General features: G+C 71.1%; 16 protein-coding genes and 1 riboswitch. Of the genes, 5 read left to right on the top strand and 11 right to left on the bottom strand.

Translation table 11 applies throughout. The annotated features are described in order from the left end of the window. Positions 1–375 precede the first annotated feature (375 nt). Positions 376–1,605 carry an MFS transporter gene (locus tag IE198_RS21475; RefSeq protein ID WP_189889044.1) on the top strand — a complete coding sequence of 410 codons (1,230 nt, stop codon included), beginning with the start codon at positions 376–378 and terminating at the stop codon, positions 1,603–1,605. 485 nt (positions 1,606–2,090) lie between these two features. Here the strand turns inward: IE198_RS21475 and IE198_RS21480 are convergent, their stop codons facing one another. The 8 genes from IE198_RS21480 to thrC form a co-directional block, all read right to left on the bottom strand. After that, entirely contained in the window at positions 2,091–2,537 is a 447-nt protein-coding gene (locus tag IE198_RS21480) for a lasso peptide biosynthesis B2 protein (protein WP_229834188.1), read from the bottom strand. Beyond that, positions 2,534–2,791 carry a lasso peptide biosynthesis PqqD family chaperone gene (locus tag IE198_RS21485; RefSeq protein WP_189889046.1) on the bottom strand — a complete coding sequence of 86 codons (258 nt, stop codon included), beginning with the start codon at positions 2,789–2,791 and terminating at the stop codon, positions 2,534–2,536. Before IE198_RS21485 ends, IE198_RS21480 begins: the two co-directional genes overlap by 4 nt. Positions 2,792–2,818: 27 nt before the next feature. After that, positions 2,819–4,630 (bottom strand): asparagine synthase-related protein, encoded by a 1,812-nt coding sequence (locus IE198_RS21490; RefSeq protein ID WP_189889048.1) that lies wholly within the window; start codon positions 4,628–4,630, stop codon positions 2,819–2,821. Between the two features lie 21 nt (positions 4,631–4,651). Next, on the bottom strand, positions 4,652–4,768 hold the full coding sequence (locus tag IE198_RS35435; protein ID WP_229834189.1) for a keywimysin-related RiPP: 117 nt from the start codon (positions 4,766–4,768) through the stop codon (positions 4,652–4,654). A 269-nt stretch (positions 4,769–5,037) separates the two neighbouring features. Then, on the bottom strand, positions 5,038–6,660 hold the full coding sequence (groL, locus tag IE198_RS21495; protein WP_189889050.1) for a chaperonin GroEL: 1,623 nt from the start codon (positions 6,658–6,660) through the stop codon (positions 5,038–5,040). Between the two features lie 366 nt (positions 6,661–7,026). Further along, the gene (locus IE198_RS21500; protein ID WP_005315736.1) at positions 7,027–7,230 is read right to left on the bottom strand and encodes a cold-shock protein; all 204 of its coding nucleotides are present in this window, start codon (positions 7,228–7,230) and stop codon (positions 7,027–7,029) included. Positions 7,231–7,641: 411 nt separating this feature from the next. Further along, a complete protein-coding gene (locus IE198_RS21505; RefSeq protein ID WP_189889052.1) occupies positions 7,642–7,917 on the bottom strand; it encodes a MoaD/ThiS family protein in 276 nt (91 codons plus the stop codon). Positions 7,918–7,952: 35 nt separating this feature from the next. Continuing rightward, complete coding sequence (gene thrC / locus IE198_RS21510; RefSeq protein ID WP_189889054.1) at positions 7,953–9,254, bottom strand: threonine synthase; 1,302 nt, start codon at positions 9,252–9,254, stop codon at positions 7,953–7,955. Positions 9,255–9,271: 17 nt separating this feature from the next. Next, a riboswitch (SAM riboswitch) is annotated at positions 9,272–9,399 on the bottom strand. Positions 9,400–9,572: 173 nt separating this feature from the next. Here thrC and IE198_RS21515 point away from each other — a divergent pair. The 3 genes from IE198_RS21515 (at position 9,573) to IE198_RS21525 (ending at position 12,650) form a co-directional block, all read left to right on the top strand. Next, positions 9,573–10,541, top strand: a complete 969-nt coding sequence (locus IE198_RS21515) for a glucosyl-3-phosphoglycerate synthase (protein ID WP_189889055.1) — start codon at positions 9,573–9,575, stop codon at positions 10,539–10,541. Positions 10,542–10,603: 62 nt separating this feature from the next. Continuing rightward, positions 10,604–10,744, top strand: coding sequence for a hypothetical protein (locus tag IE198_RS21520; RefSeq protein ID WP_189889057.1), 141 nt, complete (start codon positions 10,604–10,606; stop codon positions 10,742–10,744). A gap of 448 nt (positions 10,745–11,192) precedes the next feature. After that, positions 11,193–12,650: an alpha,alpha-trehalose-phosphate synthase (UDP-forming) gene (locus IE198_RS21525; protein WP_189889059.1), complete on the top strand. Its 1,458-nt coding sequence runs from the start codon at positions 11,193–11,195 to the stop codon at positions 12,648–12,650. Here IE198_RS21525 and otsB read toward each other — a convergent pair. The 3 genes from otsB to IE198_RS21540 form a co-directional block, all read right to left on the bottom strand. Then, positions 12,647–13,501, bottom strand: coding sequence for a trehalose-phosphatase (gene otsB / locus IE198_RS21530; RefSeq protein ID WP_189889061.1), 855 nt, complete (start codon positions 13,499–13,501; stop codon positions 12,647–12,649). The genes IE198_RS21525 and otsB overlap by 4 nt on opposite strands. Positions 13,502–13,510: 9 nt before the next feature. After that, positions 13,511–13,822, bottom strand: coding sequence for a DUF3263 domain-containing protein (locus IE198_RS21535; RefSeq protein WP_189889063.1), 312 nt, complete (start codon positions 13,820–13,822; stop codon positions 13,511–13,513). A gap of 62 nt (positions 13,823–13,884) precedes the next feature. Next, complete coding sequence (locus tag IE198_RS21540; RefSeq protein WP_189889065.1) at positions 13,885–15,159, bottom strand: extracellular solute-binding protein; 1,275 nt, start codon at positions 15,157–15,159, stop codon at positions 13,885–13,887. Between the two features lie 252 nt (positions 15,160–15,411). On the opposite strand from IE198_RS21540, the gene IE198_RS21545 reads away from it, so the two are divergent. Further along, a complete protein-coding gene (locus IE198_RS21545; RefSeq protein ID WP_189889067.1) occupies positions 15,412–16,305 on the top strand; it encodes an SIS domain-containing protein in 894 nt (297 codons plus the stop codon). The last annotated feature ends 324 nt before the right edge of the window (positions 16,306–16,629 follow it).

Raw genomic sequence — 16,629 nt, forward strand, 5'->3', positions numbered from 1 at the left:
GGGGGGCGTCCCGTTTCAACCCACCCGAGCCCCACCGGGTTGACACCACGCGATCGGGTTGCCACGCAGCGTCATCCTGCTCTGGCGTTCCGATGAACGAACAACCCGCCATGTGCTACCCACACCTGCGGGCCCGACCAACGAGATCGATCCAGAGGCGATCCCATGGCCGACTGCCACGCCCTACGGCCAGTACGCCACCGGACATCGCCCTCGAAACGGAGAAGCTCAAGGACTGCTCCCAGGCGTAGACTCGGCCGCATGAGCCGACGACGACATTGATCCACCGCCTCAGGTCCGGGAACGGGCTGTCGAGGGCCGCCGCGCGGGTGAGCACCCGGCGTCCCCCGTCCGTTCCGCAGAAGGACCACACGCATGCTCACCGTTTCGTCGTGCCCGCTCGGCCCCCGCACTTCCGGCGTCCGCAGTCTTGAGCGAAAGCTCTACGCCTACGCGGGACTTGAGGACTTCGTCCTCCTCTATCCCCTCTACGCCCTGCTCTTCGCCGAGCACGGCCTGACCACCGCCGAGATCTCGTCCCTGTTCGCCATTTGGTGCGTCGTCGGCCTGCTGGTCGAGGTGCCGTCCGGTGTGTGGGCGGACGTCGTGTCGCGCAAGGCGCTGATGGTGATCGGACCGGTGCTGACCGCCGGCGGATTCGCCCTCTGGGCCCTCACTCCCTCGTACGCGGCCTATGCCGGGGGCTTCACGCTCTGGGCGATCGGCGGATCGCTGCGCTCCGGTTCCATGGAGGCCCTCGTGCACGACGAGCTCGAACGGCTCGGCGCGGCCGACCGGTACGGGCGGGTCATGGGCCGGGCGGCGGCCGTCAGCATGGCCGCGACCGCCACGGCGACCGCCGCCGCCGCGCCCGCGCTCGCCTTCGGCGGCGAGACGCTGGTCTGGGGCGGAAGCATCGCCGCGTGCCTGCTCTGCGCGGCGGTCGGCGCGACGCTCCCCGAGCACCGCGCCACCGGCCACCACGGGAAGGCCCGACGACCCGGCTGCATCGCGACGTTGCGGGACGGCCTTGACGAGGTACGCGGCAGCAGGCCCGTCCGCCGCGCCATGGTCCTCGCCGTCGTGATCACGTCTGTGTGGGGCGTCCTGGACGAGTACGTACCGCTGCTGGCCGCGTCCACGGGCGTCGCGACGCAGACCGTACCGCTGCTGGTGCTGGTGGTGTGGGTGGGCGTGACACTCGGCTCGCTGCTGGTGGGGCCGGGCGAACGGCTCACCGACCGTACGGCGGCCACGCTGGTCGCGGTGGCCGCCGTCGCTCTCGCCGCGGGCGCGCTGTCCGGCACGCTCGCCGGATTCGTGCTGCTCGGCGCCGCGTTCGGGGTGTTCCAGCTCGCGGACGTGTTGGCCGACGTACGCCTCCAGGCGGCGATCAACGGCCCGAGCCGCGCGACGATCACCTCACTGACCGGCCTGGGCACCAACATCGCCTCCCTGCTGGCGTACGGCGCCTACGCGGCGCTGTCCCCGCACGCGTCGCACGGCGCTGTCTTCGCGTTGCTGGGCCTGCCCTACCTGCTGGTGGCCGGCGCCCTGGGCCGACCGCGGCCGGCCCCCGCACCGGCGGGTCAGGAGGCGCAGTAGCGGTCCTTCTCGGGGGTCTCCCGTGAGCAGGAATCGGGTCACGGTCGCGTCGCCGTACCCCGTGCGCCCGGTAGGCGCCGTGGCCCACCCCGTCGACGGTCACCATCCGGGCGCGGTCGCCGACGCACGCATCCTGAGCGCCCCCAGGGCGGGCATGGTCCAACGGGACCGGGACAGTGCCGCATTCCTGCCGCGGATCGAGCCCGCTGCCGGGGCACGGCCCCCGACGGACGGCGGAATGCGGGCGCGGGGTCGCCGCCTCTGCGGCCGGTGCCGCGGGGACGAGGAGGGGTGGTCGCGAAAAGGGGCAGGGTGAGGGCCGCGGCGCCTGAGATGGGGTGGCGACCGCCGGGCCTGCGAGGAATCGTCATGTCACGACCCTCGCGGAACGGGCGCTCGCCCCCCATGGGGCAGGGCAGGTCTCTTCAGGGTGGGGGCCCGCCCCCCTCGGCCCTTCGGGCCGGCGCCCCATTGCCGAGTTCCCGTCAACTCCTGCCCGGTGTACGTCCCTTCGCCGGCGCCACGGTGATCAGGCGGGCGAGGCTGTCGGAGCGGCCCCGTTCCCCGATCAGTTCACCGTCCACCTCCACCCATGCGTGCGCGGCGAACGGCGGTGCCGCCCGCACGCCGACGCACCAGGTGGGCCACACACCCTGGAGGCGGCAGAGCAGGGCGATGGATACCGAGCGCGGCAGGCAGGAGCGCAGGCCGTTGAGGCTGAGGCCGGCGGCCAGGACCGAGTCCCGGGCGGCGTTCGCCTGTGCGCTGTCCGCGGCGGCGGCGTTCCGGCTGAGCCGGGTCAGCACCCGTGTCAGCAGGTGGGGTTTGAGGAGGACCAGCAACCGGGCGGCACAGATCGCCAGCCGGGTGAGAAGCCGTAGCTTCAGCGGCCTTCTGGCCCGGTCTCTGTCCAGGGCGACGGTGATGCTCACTCCTGCACCACCCCGGCCGACCACATGGCCTCGATCAGGGCCCGCACGTCGTTCGCGGCGCGCTCCGTGTCCACCTCGAAGTGGTCGGTGACGCGTCGCACGGCGTCATCGGCGTCGCCGCCGTCCAGCAGTGCCTGGGCGGCCGTGGCGGCGCTGGGGTTCATCTGCCAGTACTCACCGGTCTTGGTGTCCAGCAGCACCGCACCGTATTCGGTCTCCGTGACGGTCAGGTACGGGCGGTTGCGCAGCTTCATCGCATTCCTTCCTTCCGGCCGGGCACGTCAGGCGACTGCGCGCAGCCATGCTTCGCAGATGATGGTGGAGTCGACGGCGCCGTTCTTGAGGTCGGGCGTGCCGGGCCTCTCGGTCAGCCGGGCGAGCGCGCCGGCGTCGATGAGCCCGGCCTTGGCCAGGGCGCTGTCCTCCCACAGGGCGCGGATCTTGTCGCGGTGCCGGTAGAGCCCGCCGACCGCGTCGACGGTGCCTTCGAACTTGGTGGTGCGGGCCCGGCACTGCTCGGGGAGGATGCCGCGTACCGCCTCCTTGAGCACCGGCTTGTACTGCCAGGGGTCGGCCCGCTCCTCGGGGCGTACCGACAGCGCGGCGTCGACCACCGCGTCGTCGAAGTAGGGCATGGTGACGGGCACCCCCGCACGGCGTCCGGCTTCGGCGATCGCCGCGCACTCCTGTGTCCCGGAGTACAGGGCGGACAGTTCCCGGTGGCGGCCGAGTGTGGGTGCGTAGGGCTCGGCGTGGCGGGCGGCCTCCCGCAGCCCGGCGGCCACCAGTTCGCGGCACTCGGGGGTGAGCCAGGACTGGACCACCGGCGGGGCGACGTAGGCCAGTTGGGGGGTGCTGAAGCCGAGGTCGCCGGGAGCGGTCAGATCGGTGGCGGCCACCGCCCGGCGGTAGGAGCGCCGGTCGGCGAGTTGGCGCAGCACGGGGCGCCAGCGCCATCCGTAGAGCGTGCGGTAGCCGCGGATCCGCTGGAATGCCAGCAGGGGGCGGCGGGCGATCAGGTCGTGGCAGTAGGCGCCGGACTGGAAGAAGAGGTGGTCGCCGCCGTGCCCGGTCATGTGCAGCCGGGAGCCGCGCCGCGCCATCACGGAGATCACCGCGGTGGCACGGTCGCGGCTCATGGCGACGCCCGCGGGGATGTCGGTGCGGCAGCCGTCGTCGAGGATGCCCTGGTAGAACAGCGGTGTCTGTTCCGGTGTCAGTTCCATGTGTTCGACGTGCGGCCAGGACGCGGAGGCGAGACGGGCGTAGTGCGCGTCGTCGTTGACCGACTCGTCGCCGGGAATGCCGCCGACGATCAGTTCACCCGGGCCGAGCTGTCCGGCCGCGATGGCGCACAGCGAGGTGGAGTCCAGTCCGCCGGACAGGTCCGCGCTCAGCAGGCCGTCCCGTGCCGTCCGTACGGCGACGGCTGCGGCCAGCGCCTCGCGTACGTCCGCGGCGCCCTGTGCCTTCGTACGCTCGGGGACGGGCGGGCTGTGCCAGAGGACGTGCCGGGGCGGGGCGCCGTCGGCGGGGGCGAGCAGATACGCACCGGGCGCCACGTCCGTCACGCCGCGCCACATGGGGCGCGGGGGCAGCTGGACGGCCAGCGGTTCGGGCAGCCGCAGCGCCACGGAAGTGAGGTCGACCTCGGCACCGGCCACGTCTGCCAACGCCACGGCACGGTCACCGGCCACGGGGCAGCCGTCCACGACGGCGTGGTGCACCCGCCGCATGCCGTAGGCGGTGCCTTGTACGTACAGGGCGCCGCCGACGCTGCCCACGACATGGAAGCTGCCGGGGATCGCCGAGGACAGGCCCTCGAGCCGTGCGGCCCTGCCGTGCAGCCGGCCGGCCCGACGGGACAGCTCGCCCGTCCGCTTCGGCAGCATGCCGATCAGCGCGACGGCGTCCGTACCGGCCCTGGCGACGGCGATGTCCTCGTCGGCCCATTCACCGATGATCCAGGGGCGGCCGGAGGGATGGTGGAGCACCCGCAGACCGGGTGCCGCGCCATGGAGGCGACGGGCCACGGCGCCCGCTTCCTCGCGGTCGGGAAGCGCAAAGAAATGCGGTGCGCCGTGGCTGGTCATCGCGGATTCCTCCGGGTGCCGTCAGAGCCAGCCGCGGCCGGTACCGTCGTTGCCGAAGAACACCAGGAAGCCGGTGGCACCGCGGAAGGAGCCGGCGGAAACGAACTCCGGAGTCTCGTAGAACGCCTTCTTCGTCATGGTTCACGTCCTTTCTCTCTGAATGGAGTGGTCAAACGATCGGCAGAATCCTCGCTGCCGCGACGTGAACCGGGCCAGGGCGCTGGCAGCTTGGTGCCGGGCAGAGGACGGGCTTGGCAGGCAGGGTCGGACTTCGCATGACCGGGCCGGGTGACCCGCGTCACAGCCACCGGTCCGAGGAGGCAGGGCCGTGCCCGAACGCGCCCGAGGGCGGCACCCCTGGGAGTGGGGTGCCGCCCTCGGTCAGGACGGTTGATCGACCGGGTCGATCAGAAGTCCATGTCACCGCCCGGCATGCCGCCGCCGGCCGGCGCGGACGCCTTCTCCGGCTTGTCGGCGATGACGGCCTCGGTGGTGAGGAACAGCGCCGCGATGGAGGCCGCGTTCTGCAGGGCAGAGCGGGTCACCTTGGCGGGGTCGATGATGCCCTCGGCGATCATGTCGACGTACTCACCGGTCGCGGCGTTCAGGCCGTGGCCGACGGGCAGGTTGCGCACCTTCTCGACGATGACGCCACCCTCGAGACCACCGTTGACGGCGATCTGCTTGAGCGGGGCCTCGAGCGCGAGCTTCACGGCGTTGGCGCCGGTCGCCTCGTCGCCCTGGAGCTCGAGCTTCTCGAAGACAGAGGAGGCCTGGAGCAGGGCCACGCCACCACCGGCGACGATGCCCTCCTCGACGGCCGCCTTCGCGTTGCGGACGGCGTCCTCGATGCGGTGCTTGCGCTCCTTGAGCTCGACCTCGGTCGCGGCACCGGCCTTGATGACGGCCACGCCGCCGGCCAGCTTCGCGAGGCGCTCCTGGAGCTTCTCGCGGTCGTAGTCCGAGTCGCTGTTCTCGATCTCGGCACGGATCTGGTTGACGCGACCGGCAACCTGGTCGCTTTCACCGGCACCGTCGACGATCGTGGTCTCGTCCTTGGTGATGACGACCTTGCGGGCGCGGCCCAGCAGGTCCAGGCCGGCGTTCTCGAGCTTGAGGCCGACCTCCTCGGAGATGACCGTGCCGCCCGTGAGGATGGCGATGTCGTTCAGCATGGCCTTGCGGCGGTCGCCGAAGCCCGGGGCCTTGACGGCAACGGACTTGAAGGTGCCGCGGATCTTGTTGACGACGAGCGTGGACAGGGCCTCGCCCTCGACGTCCTCGGCGATGATCAGCAGCGGCTTGCCCGACTGCATGACCTTCTCCAGCAGCGGAAGGAGGTCCTTCACGTTGCCGACCTTGGAGTTGACGATCAGGATGTACGGGTCGTCCAGGGACGCCTCCATACGCTCCATGTCGGTGGCGAAGTACGCCGAGATGTAGCCCTTGTCGAAGCGCATACCCTCGGTGAGCTCCAGCTCCAGACCGAAGGTCTGGGACTCCTCGACGGTGATGACGCCTTCCTTACCGACCTTGTCCATGGCCTCGGCGATGAGCTCGCCGATCTGGGTGTCGGCGGCGGAGATGGAGGCGGTGGAGGCGATCTGCTCCTTGGTCTCCACATCCTTGGCCTGCTCGAGCAGGGCGCCGGAGACGGCCTCGACGGCACGCTCGATGCCGCGCTTCAGGGCCATCGGGTTGGCGCCGGCCGCCACGTTGCGCAGGCCCTCGCGGACGAGCGCCTGGGCGAGAACGGTCGCGGTGGTCGTACCGTCACCGGCGACGTCGTCCGTCTTCTTGGCGACTTCCTTGACCAGCTCGGCGCCGATCTTCTCGTACGGGTCCTCGAGCTCGATCTCCTTGGCGATGGAAACACCATCGTTGGTGATCGTGGGGGCGCCCCACTTCTTCTCGAGGACGACGTTGCGACCCTTGGGGCCAAGGGTGACCTTGACGGCGTCGGCGAGCTGGTTCATCCCGCGCTCGAGACCGCGCCGTGCCTCCTCGTCGAACGCGATGATCTTGGCCATGTGAAGTGGTCCTCCCGGACTGGGGTGGATTGCTTCGGATCGCATCCGGCGCCCGCGACGGACGGCCTGCGCGCCATGTGGTTCCTTGCCCCACCCGGCCCGCGGGCCTCACCGACCCGATCCAAGTTCTGTCACTCTCACTGGGAGAGTGCTAACGCCAATGATTAGCACTCGACCCCTGAGAGTGCAAGCGGCTTCGAGGAAGCGTCCTCGAGGGGCTGGGGTCGGACGACAGGAGGGCGGGGGCACCTCAGGCGGGTCCCCGTGCCGCCCGGACACGCGCGAGGGGCCCGCGTCCCGGTGAACGGGATGCGAGCCCCTCGTGTGTGAGTGCGTCGGTGGCCGATCGCGCCTGGATCAGTTGGATCAGACGGCGAGCTTGACCATGTCCGCCTGCGGACCCTTCTGGCCCTGCGAGATCTCGAATTCGACCCGCTGACCCTCTTCAAGGGTGCGGTATCCGTCCATCTGGATGGCGCTGTAGTGGACGAAAACATCCGCACCACCGTCGACCGCGATGAAGCCGTACCCCTTCTCCGCGTTGAACCACTTGACGGTGCCCTGAGCCATGCCTAACTCCCCTATTACTGGCCCTTGCACAGGACCGCACTTCGCGGACCCGGGTCAGACCTCACCCCGACAGGAGGGGTGTGCGCCGGAACGCGTCGACCGCGGCTGAATGTATCTGCCCAACTGCCCTCTGCAACAGGTCAATCGGACGAGAAATCTGGGCAGGACCGAACGACCGATCCATACGATTCCACGGAATTCCGGGGCAATTCGGGCCCGGCAAATGGCGCCTAAGTGGCAATTCGATCACGCAGTTTGGCCGCATTCTTACGGAACTCGAAGGCATTCCAGAGCGGCCGGCGGAGGGGGCTTCCCAGACTCTACCGCGCTCAACCATGCAGAATTGCCCCCTCCGCTTCTCTTGCGGAGGGGGCAATTCGAGTAACTGTGGGTAAGTCCTTGGGGGTGGGATCAGCCGCCGGCGACCGCGGGGATGATCGACACGCCCGCACCCTCCGGCGTGGCCGTCTCCAGGCCCTGCTCGAACCGGACGTCGTCGTCGTTCACGTACACGTTGACGAACCGGCGCAGCTTGCCCTGGTCGTCCAGGACACGGGCCGCGATGCCGGTGTGGTTCTTCTCCAGGTCCGCGATGACCTCGGCGAGGGTCGCACCCTCCGCCGTCACCTCGGCCCGACCGCCCGTGTACGTACGGAGGATGGTGGGGATGCGGACGTTGACGCTCATGGTGCAGCCTTCCTTGTCTTGAGGTCTCAGCGGTCTCAGCCGGCCAGGCCGGCGGCGCGGAACGCATCCAGGCTCGGGCGGATGACGGCGGTCGCCTGAGAGGTATCCGCGACCGCGTCGAGGGTCTTGAGACCGTCGCCGGTGTTGAGGACGACGGTGGTGAGCGCCGGGTCGAGCACACCCGCCTCGATCAGCTTCTTCGTCACACCCACCGTCACGCCACCCGCCGTCTCGGCGAAGATGCCCTCGGTGCGGGCCAGCAGCTTGATCGCGTCGACGACCTGCTCGTCGTTCACGTCCTCCACCGCGCCGCCGGTGCGGCGTGCGATGTCCAGCACGTACGGGCCGTCGGCCGGGTTGCCGATGGCCAGCGACTTGGCGATGGTGTTCGGCTTCTGGGGCCGCACCACGTCGTGCCCGGCCTTGAAGGCGGTCGACACCGGGGAGCAGCCCTCCGCCTGGGCGCCGAAGATCTTGTACGGCTTGTCCTCGACGAGCCCGAGCTTGATCAGCTCCTGCAGACCCTTGTCGATCTTCGTGAGCTGCGAGCCCGAGGCGATCGGGACGACGAGCTGGTCGGGCAGCTGCCAGCCGAGCTGCTCGCAGATCTCGTACGCCAGGGTCTTGGAGCCCTCCGCGTAGTAGGGGCGGAGGTTGACGTTGACGAAGCCCCAGCCCTCGCCCAGCGGGTCCCCGATGAGCTCGGAGCAGAAGCGGTTCACGTCGTCGTAGTTGCCCTCGATGCCGACGAGCTCCCCGCCGTACACCGCGGCCATGACGACCTTGCCCTGCTCCAGGTCGTGCGGGATGAACACGCAGGAGCGCAGGCCGGCCCGCGCGGCGGCGGCGCCGACCGCGCCCGCGAGGTTGCCGGTGGAGGAGCAGGACAGCGTGGTGTAGCCGAAGGCGCGGGCGGCCTCGAGGGCCTGGGCGACGACACGGTCCTTGAAGGAGTGCGTCGGGTTGCCGGAGTCGTCCTTGATGAACAGGCTGCCGGTCACACCCAGTTCACGGGCGAGGTTGTCGGCCTTGACGAGCTTGGTCCAGCCCGGGTTCAGGTTCGGCTTGTCGGCCACGTCGGCGGGGACGGGCAGCAGCGGGGCGTAGCGCCAGATGTTGGCCGGACCGGCCTCGATCCGCTTCCGCAGCTCTTCGGGGCTGCCGCTCGGCAGGTCGTAGGCGACTTCGAGCGGCCCGAAACACTCGGCACAGGCGAAGATGGGGCCGAGCTCGAAACGCTGCCCGCATTCGCGGCAGGAAAGAGCGGCGGCGGGTCCGAGGTCCACGGGGGTGGTGGTGGCGGAGGTGCTCGTGCTTGCGACGGTCTGCGCAGCCATGGTGGCGAGGCCCTTTCTCCTCATCTTCCTCGTGACGCACTTCGCCACGAGCCGGAATTGGCACCTTCCCCACCGTGACCTCGCGGTCGGCGGGAGGGTTGCCGGGGCTTCAACGGGCCGTTCCCTCTGCCCCTCTGGATGAGCGGTATGGCTCCGGACGTGCGGTCCGGGCGTTTGTGTGCTTGGACCCCCCGAGATGCGAGGGTCGTTCGCGTTGTTCAAGACTGTAACCGAAGCCCCGGACGGTTGAGATAGTCGTCCGAACCGCGAGATGGATCACACGCCCGACTGTTTGTCGACTGCCTAGGGAGACGCGAAGTGCTCGATGAGGTGGCCCGCTGGCTGAGCCGGCGCTCCTGGTCCGCGTCCGACCGCTCCCTCGACCGACTGATATCCGCCAAGGTCAGCCAGGGTACGACGGTCAGCGTCGTGCTTCCCGCGCTGAACGAGGAAGCCACGGTCGGCGACATCGTGACGATCATCCGCCGCGAGCTGATGGAGAACGTTCCACTCGTCGACGAACTGCTCGTGATCGACTCGGCCTCGAGCGACCGCACGTCCGAGGTCGCCGCGGCCGCGGGGGCGACGGTGGTGCACCGCGACGCGATCCTGCCCGAGCTGCCGGCCGTGGCCGGCAAGGGCGAGGTGCTGTGGCGGTCACTGATGGTGACGGGCGGCGACATCGTCTGCTTCTGCGACGCGGACCTGCGCGACTTCTCGCCCGACTTCGTCGCCGGCATCGTCGGTCCACTGCTGACGGAGCCGGAGGTCCAGTTCGTCAAAGCGATGTACGACCGCCCCCTCGGAGGCGGGGCCGAGCCCGGCCCCGACGGGACCCCGGCCCAGGGAGGCCGGGTGACCGAGCTGGTGGCACGGCCGCTGCTGAATCTGCACTGGCCGCAGCTCGCCGGCTTCGTCCAGCCCCTCGGCGGCGAGTACGCGGCGCGCCGCTCGCTCCTGGAACGACTGCCGTTCCCCGTCGGCTACGGCGTGGAGCTGGGCCTGCTGGTCGACTCGCTGAACCTGGTGGGCCTCGACGCGCTCGCCCAGGTCGACGTCGGCACCCGCAAGCACCGCCACCAGGACGGGCAGGCGCTCGGCAGAATGGCCGCGACGATCTATCGCACGGCTCAACTGCGGCTGTCCCGGCCGCACTTGGTACGCCCGTCGATCACCCAGTTCGACCGGGTCGAGAACGGATTCGCCCCGCGGACCTACCGGGTGGACACGGAGGAGCGGCCGCCGATGCTCGAGATCGGTGAGTATGCGGCGCGTCGCGCGGCATAAGCCGAATCTGTCGGTCATTTTGTCTAAATTTCCCACTTATGGGACTCATCAGATTTCTCGTGGTGTCTGAACAGCAGGTGGAAATGGCCCCCACCGGCAGCACGGCGGAACAACTGTGGCTCCTGGGCGGTATCGCTCTCAGCCTGACGGCAGCGGGACTCGTCGCCCTGGCCGCCACCCGCGGCCGCCACCGCGGCCCCTGACGCTCTCCGGCCTGTTCCCCTCCCGGCCCTGCCCGAACCGGGGCTCCGCCCGGGACCCACCACCACCCCGCTCCACTCGGTGCCCTGAACCCCTACGGCCCGGCGGCTGCGGGACGCACCACGCGCCCGGACCGGCCGGAGCCGGAGGCGCGGGGCCGGGGCGCAGGCGCCGGCCAGTCGCTCCGGGCCGGGCCCGGGCGTGCGCCCGGTTTCCGGGTGGGGGCGGGGGGCCCCGGTTTCAGGAAGGGACGAGGAGGGGACGGCTCCCCCGCCGGCGTCGGGGCGCAGGCCCCGGGGCCCGCGGCGCGAGGCCGTCACCGTGGGCCCGGGGGCAACAGCCCCGAAACCGGGAGGGGCCGGGGGCGCCCCGTTTCGGGGAGGGGGCGGCTTCCCGCCGAGGACCGGAAGCAACGTTTGAGGGCCCGCGGTACGGGCTAGGTTTCGGCACATGGTCTCCGACGCAGCCCAGATCCTCGTCGCGTCCAACCGCGGCCCAGTCTCGTACGCGCTGAACGAGGACGGAGAGCTCGAAGCCCGCCGCGGTGGTGGGGGACTCGTCTCCGGCCTGTCGGCCATCGGCTCGAACGCCCGGTCGCTCTGGGTGTGCGCGGCACTGGACGACGGTGACCGTGAGGCCCTGCGGCGCGGCGTCGGCGAGCCCGGCGTACGGATGCTCGACATCGGCGCGGCCGTCCACGCCGACGCGTACAACGGCATCGCCAACTCGGTGCTGTGGTTCGTCCACCACATGCTCTACCAGACGCCGCTGGAGCCCGTCTTCGGGCAGGAGTTCCGCAGGCAGTGGGGCGCGTACCGGCTCTACAACCGGGCGTTCGCGGAGGCGCTCGCCGACGAGGCCGCCGACGACGCGGCGGTGCTGGTGCAGGACTACCACCTGGCGCTGGTACCGGGGATGCTCCGCGAGCTCCGCCCGGACCTGCGGATCGGGCACTTCTCGCACACCCCGTGGGCGCCCCCCGAGTACTTCGCGATGCTGCCGGGCGACGTCGCGGAGGAGCTGCTGCTCGGCATGCTCGGCGCGGACCGCCTCGGTTTTCTGACCAAGCGCTGGCTGCGGGCGTTCCAGAGCTGCGCCACCACCGTGCTGGCCCCGTACGACGGGACGTCCCTGTGGCCGAAGGACAACGAGCCGGCCTTCGAGTTCCGGATCGAGGGCCGGGGCCGCCACCGGACCCGGCTCGGGGTGCACGGGCTCGGTGCCGACGCCGACTTCCTGCGCGAGCGCGCCGCTCGGCCCGACGTCGAGGAGCGCATGGCCACCCTGCGCGCCCAGGCGGGCGAGGGCCGGCGGACGATCGTCCGTGTCGACCGCACCGAGCTGTCCAAGAACATCGTGCGCGGCCTGCTGGCCTACCGGGAGCTGCTGGAAGAGCGCCCCGAGTGGCGTGAACGGGTCGTGCACATCGCGCTCGCCTACCCCTCGCGCCAGGATCTCGCGGTCTACCGCGACTACACGGCGGAGGTCCACCGGCTCTCCGACGAGATCAACGCGCAGTACGGCACGGACACCTGGTCGCCGGTCGTCGTGCACGTCAAGGACGACTTCGCCCGTTCCCTGGCCGCGTACCGGATGGCCGACGTGGCTCTGGTCAACCCGATCCGCGACGGCATGAACCTGGTCGCCAAGGAGGTCCCCGTCGTCACCGATCTCGGCTGCGCCCTGGTGCTGTCGAGGGAGGCGGGCGCCCACGAGGAGCTCGGCGAGGACGCCGTCACGGTCAACCCGTTCGACGTCAGCGGCACCGCCGCCGCGCTGCACGAGGCGCTGACGATGTCGGCCGACGAGCGCGCCGAGCGTTCCAAGCGCCTGGCGGCGGCAGCGACCGCGCTGCCGCCGCGGCAGTGGTTCCTCGACCAGCTGGACGCTCTGCGCGACGGTGCCTAGAGGCGCCGCGCGAGGGCGGCCAGGAAGTCCGCCACCTGCGCGGGCCCGGGAAGCAACAGGTCGGCGCGCTCGGCGAGTTCGGTGACCTCGCTGCCGCTGCACAGCAGCAGCCCGGGCACACCGTCGGAGCGGAGCTTGTCGACGGCGGCGTACGCGGCGAGGTCGCCCAGGTCGTCCCCCGCGTACAGCACGGCCTCGGCGCCGACCTCCCGTACGTACTCGGACAGCGCGACACCCTTGTCCATGCCCGGCGGGCGGAGCTCGAGGACCATGCGCCCCGGCTCCAGGATCAGGCCGTGCCGGGAGGCGAGCGCGGCAAGAGGCTCGCGCAGGGCGTCGAAGGCGGCCTGAGGGTCCTCGGCGCGGCGGGTGTGCACCGCGACGGCACGGCCCTTCTCCTCGATCCAGGTGCCGTGCCAGGCGCCGATGCCGTCGAGGAATCCGGGGAGTTCGGCGCGCGCGGCCGCGACCCCCGGGTCGGGGGCCGGTGCCCGTACGGAGCCGGTGACCGCGTCCCAGCGTTCCGCGCCGTAGTGACCGAGGACCACGAGGTGGTCGAGGCCCGCGACACCGGCGAAGCCGCCGTAGCGGACGGCGACGCCGGCGGGGCGGCCGGTGATCACCGCGACGGAGGCGACCTTCGGCGCGAGGGCGGCGAGCGCGGGCACGGCGCGCTCGTGGGCACGCGCCTGCTCGGGGTCGGGAACGATCTCGGCGAGTGTGCCGTCGAAGTCGAGGGCGATCACGGCTCTGCCGGGCCGTTCGAGGAGTGCCGCGAGGCCGTCACGGCCTGCGGGGGTGGACGGCGTCGGCATGGAGTCTGCTGCGTCTGCATACGGGGAGCTGCCCATGCCCCGACCCTAGCGGCGACTTCTCCTCGCGTCCCTCACACGGCGAAGCCGGTTGACGGTGACGGGATCGTGGGCGAGGGCGCGCGGGTCGTCGAGGAGGGCGTTGAGCAGCTGGTAGTAGCGGACCGGGGAGATGTCGAGCTGCTCCCTGATGGCCCGCTCCTTGGCACCGGGCCCGCGCCAGGAACGCCGCTCCATGGCCAGAACGGCCCGTTCGCGCCCGGACAGCTCCTGGCGGTCGGAACCCCGGTCGTCAGGCCCCTGGTCGTCAGGCCCCTGGTCGTCGGGCCCCTGGTCGTCGGGCCCCTGGTCGTCGGTCATACGACCAACATATCGGCGTGCTCCGACGTCCGGACCGCCCTGTGGACAACACCCCGGCGGGCCTACTCCGCGGCTTCGGCCGCCCTGGCGTCCTGGGAGATCCGGCTCAGTGTGCGGGCGGCGCTGCCGCCCGGTCCCACGGCCTCGCCGATGTTCTTCTTGATGTCCTCGCTCGCCGACGCCCACGACGTCTTGCCCACCGGCGGCAGCACGGAGCCCGGCAGTACCTCCAGGAAGTCCTTGAGGTCCGCGTGCTCCGGGTCGTTCCGCATCGTCTCCTGGGCGGAGACCGTCACCGGCAGCAGATCGTTCTGGCCGGCGAACTCCATGACGTTCTCGTCGGCGAAGAGGAAGTCCAGGAACGTGCCGATCTCCTTGCGATGGCCGTTCTGCTTGAAGCCCATGATCCAGTCGGCGACACCCATCGCCGCGTCGGCCTCGCCGTCCTTGCCGGGCATCGCCACCGTACCGACGTCGATGCCCGCCTTCTCGGCGGCCTGCAGCAGCGACGGATGGCCGTTGAGCATGCCGACCTCACCGCGGGTGAAGGCGGCGAAGGCGTCCTTGCGGTTGAGCTTGCCGGGGGCGACCGGGCCGGTGAGCTCCGCGTCGACCAGGTTTTCCTTCAGCCACTCGAAGGTCTTGATGTTCTGCGGGGAGTCGATCGCGTATCTGCCGAGCTCGTCGGTGTAACCGCCGCCGCCGCTGAGCAGCCACATCATCGTCTCCGCCTGCGCCTCCTCGGGGCCGAGCGGCAGCGCGAAGGGGTATGTGACGTCGGTGTTCAGCTTGAGCCGCTCCGCGTCCTTTGCCAGCTCGTCCCAGGTCTCGGGGGCGCCGGTGATCCCCGCGTCCTCGAAAAGCTCCTTGTTGTAGAACAGCAGCCGGGTGGAGGCGACGAACGGCAGCCCGTACAGGGTGCGCTTCATCTCGCCCGCGTCGGTGAGCGGGGGGAGGAAGTTGGACTGGACGGGTATGGAGAGCATCTGGTCGGCGGAGTACAGCTTGCCGTCCGCGGCGTAGTCGGCGTAACCGCCGATCTGGGCGATGTCGGGGGCCTTGCCGGCCTTGACCATCTCGGCGACCTTGCGGTCCACGTCGTTCCACGACTCGATCCGGACCTCGACGTCGATGCCGGGGTTCTCGGCCTCGAACGCGGTCGTGAGATCGGCCCAGTACTTCTTGCTGCTCACGCCGCCGGCGACGTCGTAGTCGGCGGCCACCAGTTTGAGGGTGACGCCGTCACCGGAGCCGGTGGAGGTACCACAGCCCGCGAGCGACAGTGCCGTTCCCAGTGCGGCGACTGCCGCGGTCACACCCAAGAAGCGCCGCTGCACAGCTCTTCCCCCCACCCTCTGCTACCCGGTCCGTGTCGTCCGTTTGTCCCAGTCGGTCCCCCGCGACGTCCTGTGGAGTGGGGAGCGATGCTTCCCCACTCGGCATATAAGGTCTACACCACTGAGGTCTCGCTTTCGCAACGCCCGTACGTCTGCCGCCGTTGTCCGGGGCAGCATTGCCGCCGTGACGCGGCGGCTGCTATGCACGTCGGGTCACGTCACGGCCGACCCGCCCTCGAGGAGCCTCGCCGCATGTCGCGTACCGCAGCAGAGATAGCCACCCAGCCCGCCTGCTGGCGCCGGGCGGCCGAGGCCGCCGCGACGTTCGAGGGGCTGCCGGAGCCCGGCGAGCGGGTCGCCGTCACCGGCTGCGGGACGTCGTGGTTCATGGCGCTTGCGTACGCGGCACTGCGCGAGGGGGCGGGGCTCGGCGAGACCGACGCGTTCGCGGCGTCCGAGTTCCCGGCGGGCCGGGCGTACGACCGGGTGGTGGCGATCACCCGGTCCGGCACGACGACCGAGGTCCTCGACCTGCTCACCCGGCTGGGGGGCCGGGTACCCACCCTCGCGCTGACCGCCGACCCGGCCGCACCGGTCATGGACGCGGCGGACGCGGTGGCGGTCCTGGACTGGGCGGACGAGGAATCGGTCGTCCAGACCCGCTTCGCCACGACCGCACTGGCGTTCCTGCGGGCGGGGCTCGGGGAGCTGCCCGGTGTCAAACCGGTCGCCGAGGCGGCGGTGGACGCGGAACTCGCGCTCACCGAGCCCCTGCCGGAGGCGGTGGTCACCGCCGATCAGTGGACGTTCCTCGGGCGCGGCTGGACGTACGGGCTGGCCCTCGAGGCGAGCCTGAAGATGCGGGAGGCGGCCGGCGCGTGGACGGAGGCGTATCCGGCGATGGAGTACCGCCACGGGCCGATCGCCGTCACCGCCCCGGGGCGTGTCACCTGGGTCCTCGGCCCGCTTCCCGAAGGCCTGGCGGGCGACGTCTCGCGCGTCGGCGGCACGCTGGTGGCGCGCCGGGACGCCGACCCGCTGGCGGAACTGGTCCGCGCGCAGCGGCTGGCAGTGGCGCTGGCCGAGGCCCATGCCCTGGACCCGGACCACCCACGGCACCTCACGCGCAGCGTGATCCTGCCCTGACGCCGGCCCCGGCGGGGCCGCGGCGCGAGCACCGGGCCCCTGCTGGGCACCGAGCTGCCCGGGCTCGTCCCGCGCCCAGCCCGGGGACCGCGCCCCTGCCGGCACCGCAGGGCGTGACTCGTCCCCCCGCGCCCTCCCGTGAATCGGGCTCCGCCCAGGACCCCGTACCCCGCTCGCGCGGTGTGCCCACTCCCCTTGCGGCCGCGCGCCCGGGACGAAGCCCGGCGGGCGGGCCAGGTGTCGACCCGGCGGGCGACTCCCGCTACGGCCTGGCGGTTCGGGAGGTGCGAACGCCCCCGGGCGGATCCGAGCGACGGGACGCAG

It is taken from the genome of Streptomyces xantholiticus, from assembly GCF_014651015.1.
GTDB lineage: Bacteria > Actinomycetota > Actinomycetes > Streptomycetales > Streptomycetaceae > Streptomyces > Streptomyces xantholiticus.

Excerpts from the sequence above, each read along its gene's own strand:
- IE198_RS21475 (WP_189889044.1), top strand. The coding sequence starts at position 376 with ATGCTCACCGTTTCGTCGTGCCCGCTCGGCCCCCGCACTTCCGGCGTC.
- IE198_RS21485 (WP_189889046.1), bottom strand. The coding sequence starts at position 2,791 with ATGAAGCTGCGCAACCGCCCGTACCTGACCGTCACGGAGACCGAATAC.
- IE198_RS21490 (WP_189889048.1), bottom strand. The coding sequence starts at position 4,630 with ATGACCAGCCACGGCGCACCGCATTTCTTTGCGCTTCCCGACCGCGAG.
- IE198_RS35435 (WP_229834189.1), bottom strand. The coding sequence starts at position 4,768 with ATGACGAAGAAGGCGTTCTACGAGACTCCGGAGTTCGTTTCCGCCGGC.
- groL (WP_189889050.1), bottom strand. The coding sequence starts at position 6,660 with ATGGCCAAGATCATCGCGTTCGACGAGGAGGCACGGCGCGGTCTCGAG.
- IE198_RS21500 (WP_005315736.1), bottom strand. The coding sequence starts at position 7,230 with ATGGCTCAGGGCACCGTCAAGTGGTTCAACGCGGAGAAGGGGTACGGC.
- IE198_RS21505 (WP_189889052.1), bottom strand. The coding sequence starts at position 7,917 with ATGAGCGTCAACGTCCGCATCCCCACCATCCTCCGTACGTACACGGGC.
- thrC (WP_189889054.1), bottom strand. The coding sequence starts at position 9,254 with ATGGCTGCGCAGACCGTCGCAAGCACGAGCACCTCCGCCACCACCACC.
- IE198_RS21525 (WP_189889059.1), top strand. The coding sequence starts at position 11,193 with ATGGTCTCCGACGCAGCCCAGATCCTCGTCGCGTCCAACCGCGGCCCA.
- otsB (WP_189889061.1), bottom strand. The coding sequence starts at position 13,501 with ATGGGCAGCTCCCCGTATGCAGACGCAGCAGACTCCATGCCGACGCCG.
- IE198_RS21535 (WP_189889063.1), bottom strand. The coding sequence starts at position 13,822 with ATGACCGACGACCAGGGGCCCGACGACCAGGGGCCCGACGACCAGGGG.
- IE198_RS21545 (WP_189889067.1), top strand. The coding sequence starts at position 15,412 with ATGTCGCGTACCGCAGCAGAGATAGCCACCCAGCCCGCCTGCTGGCGC.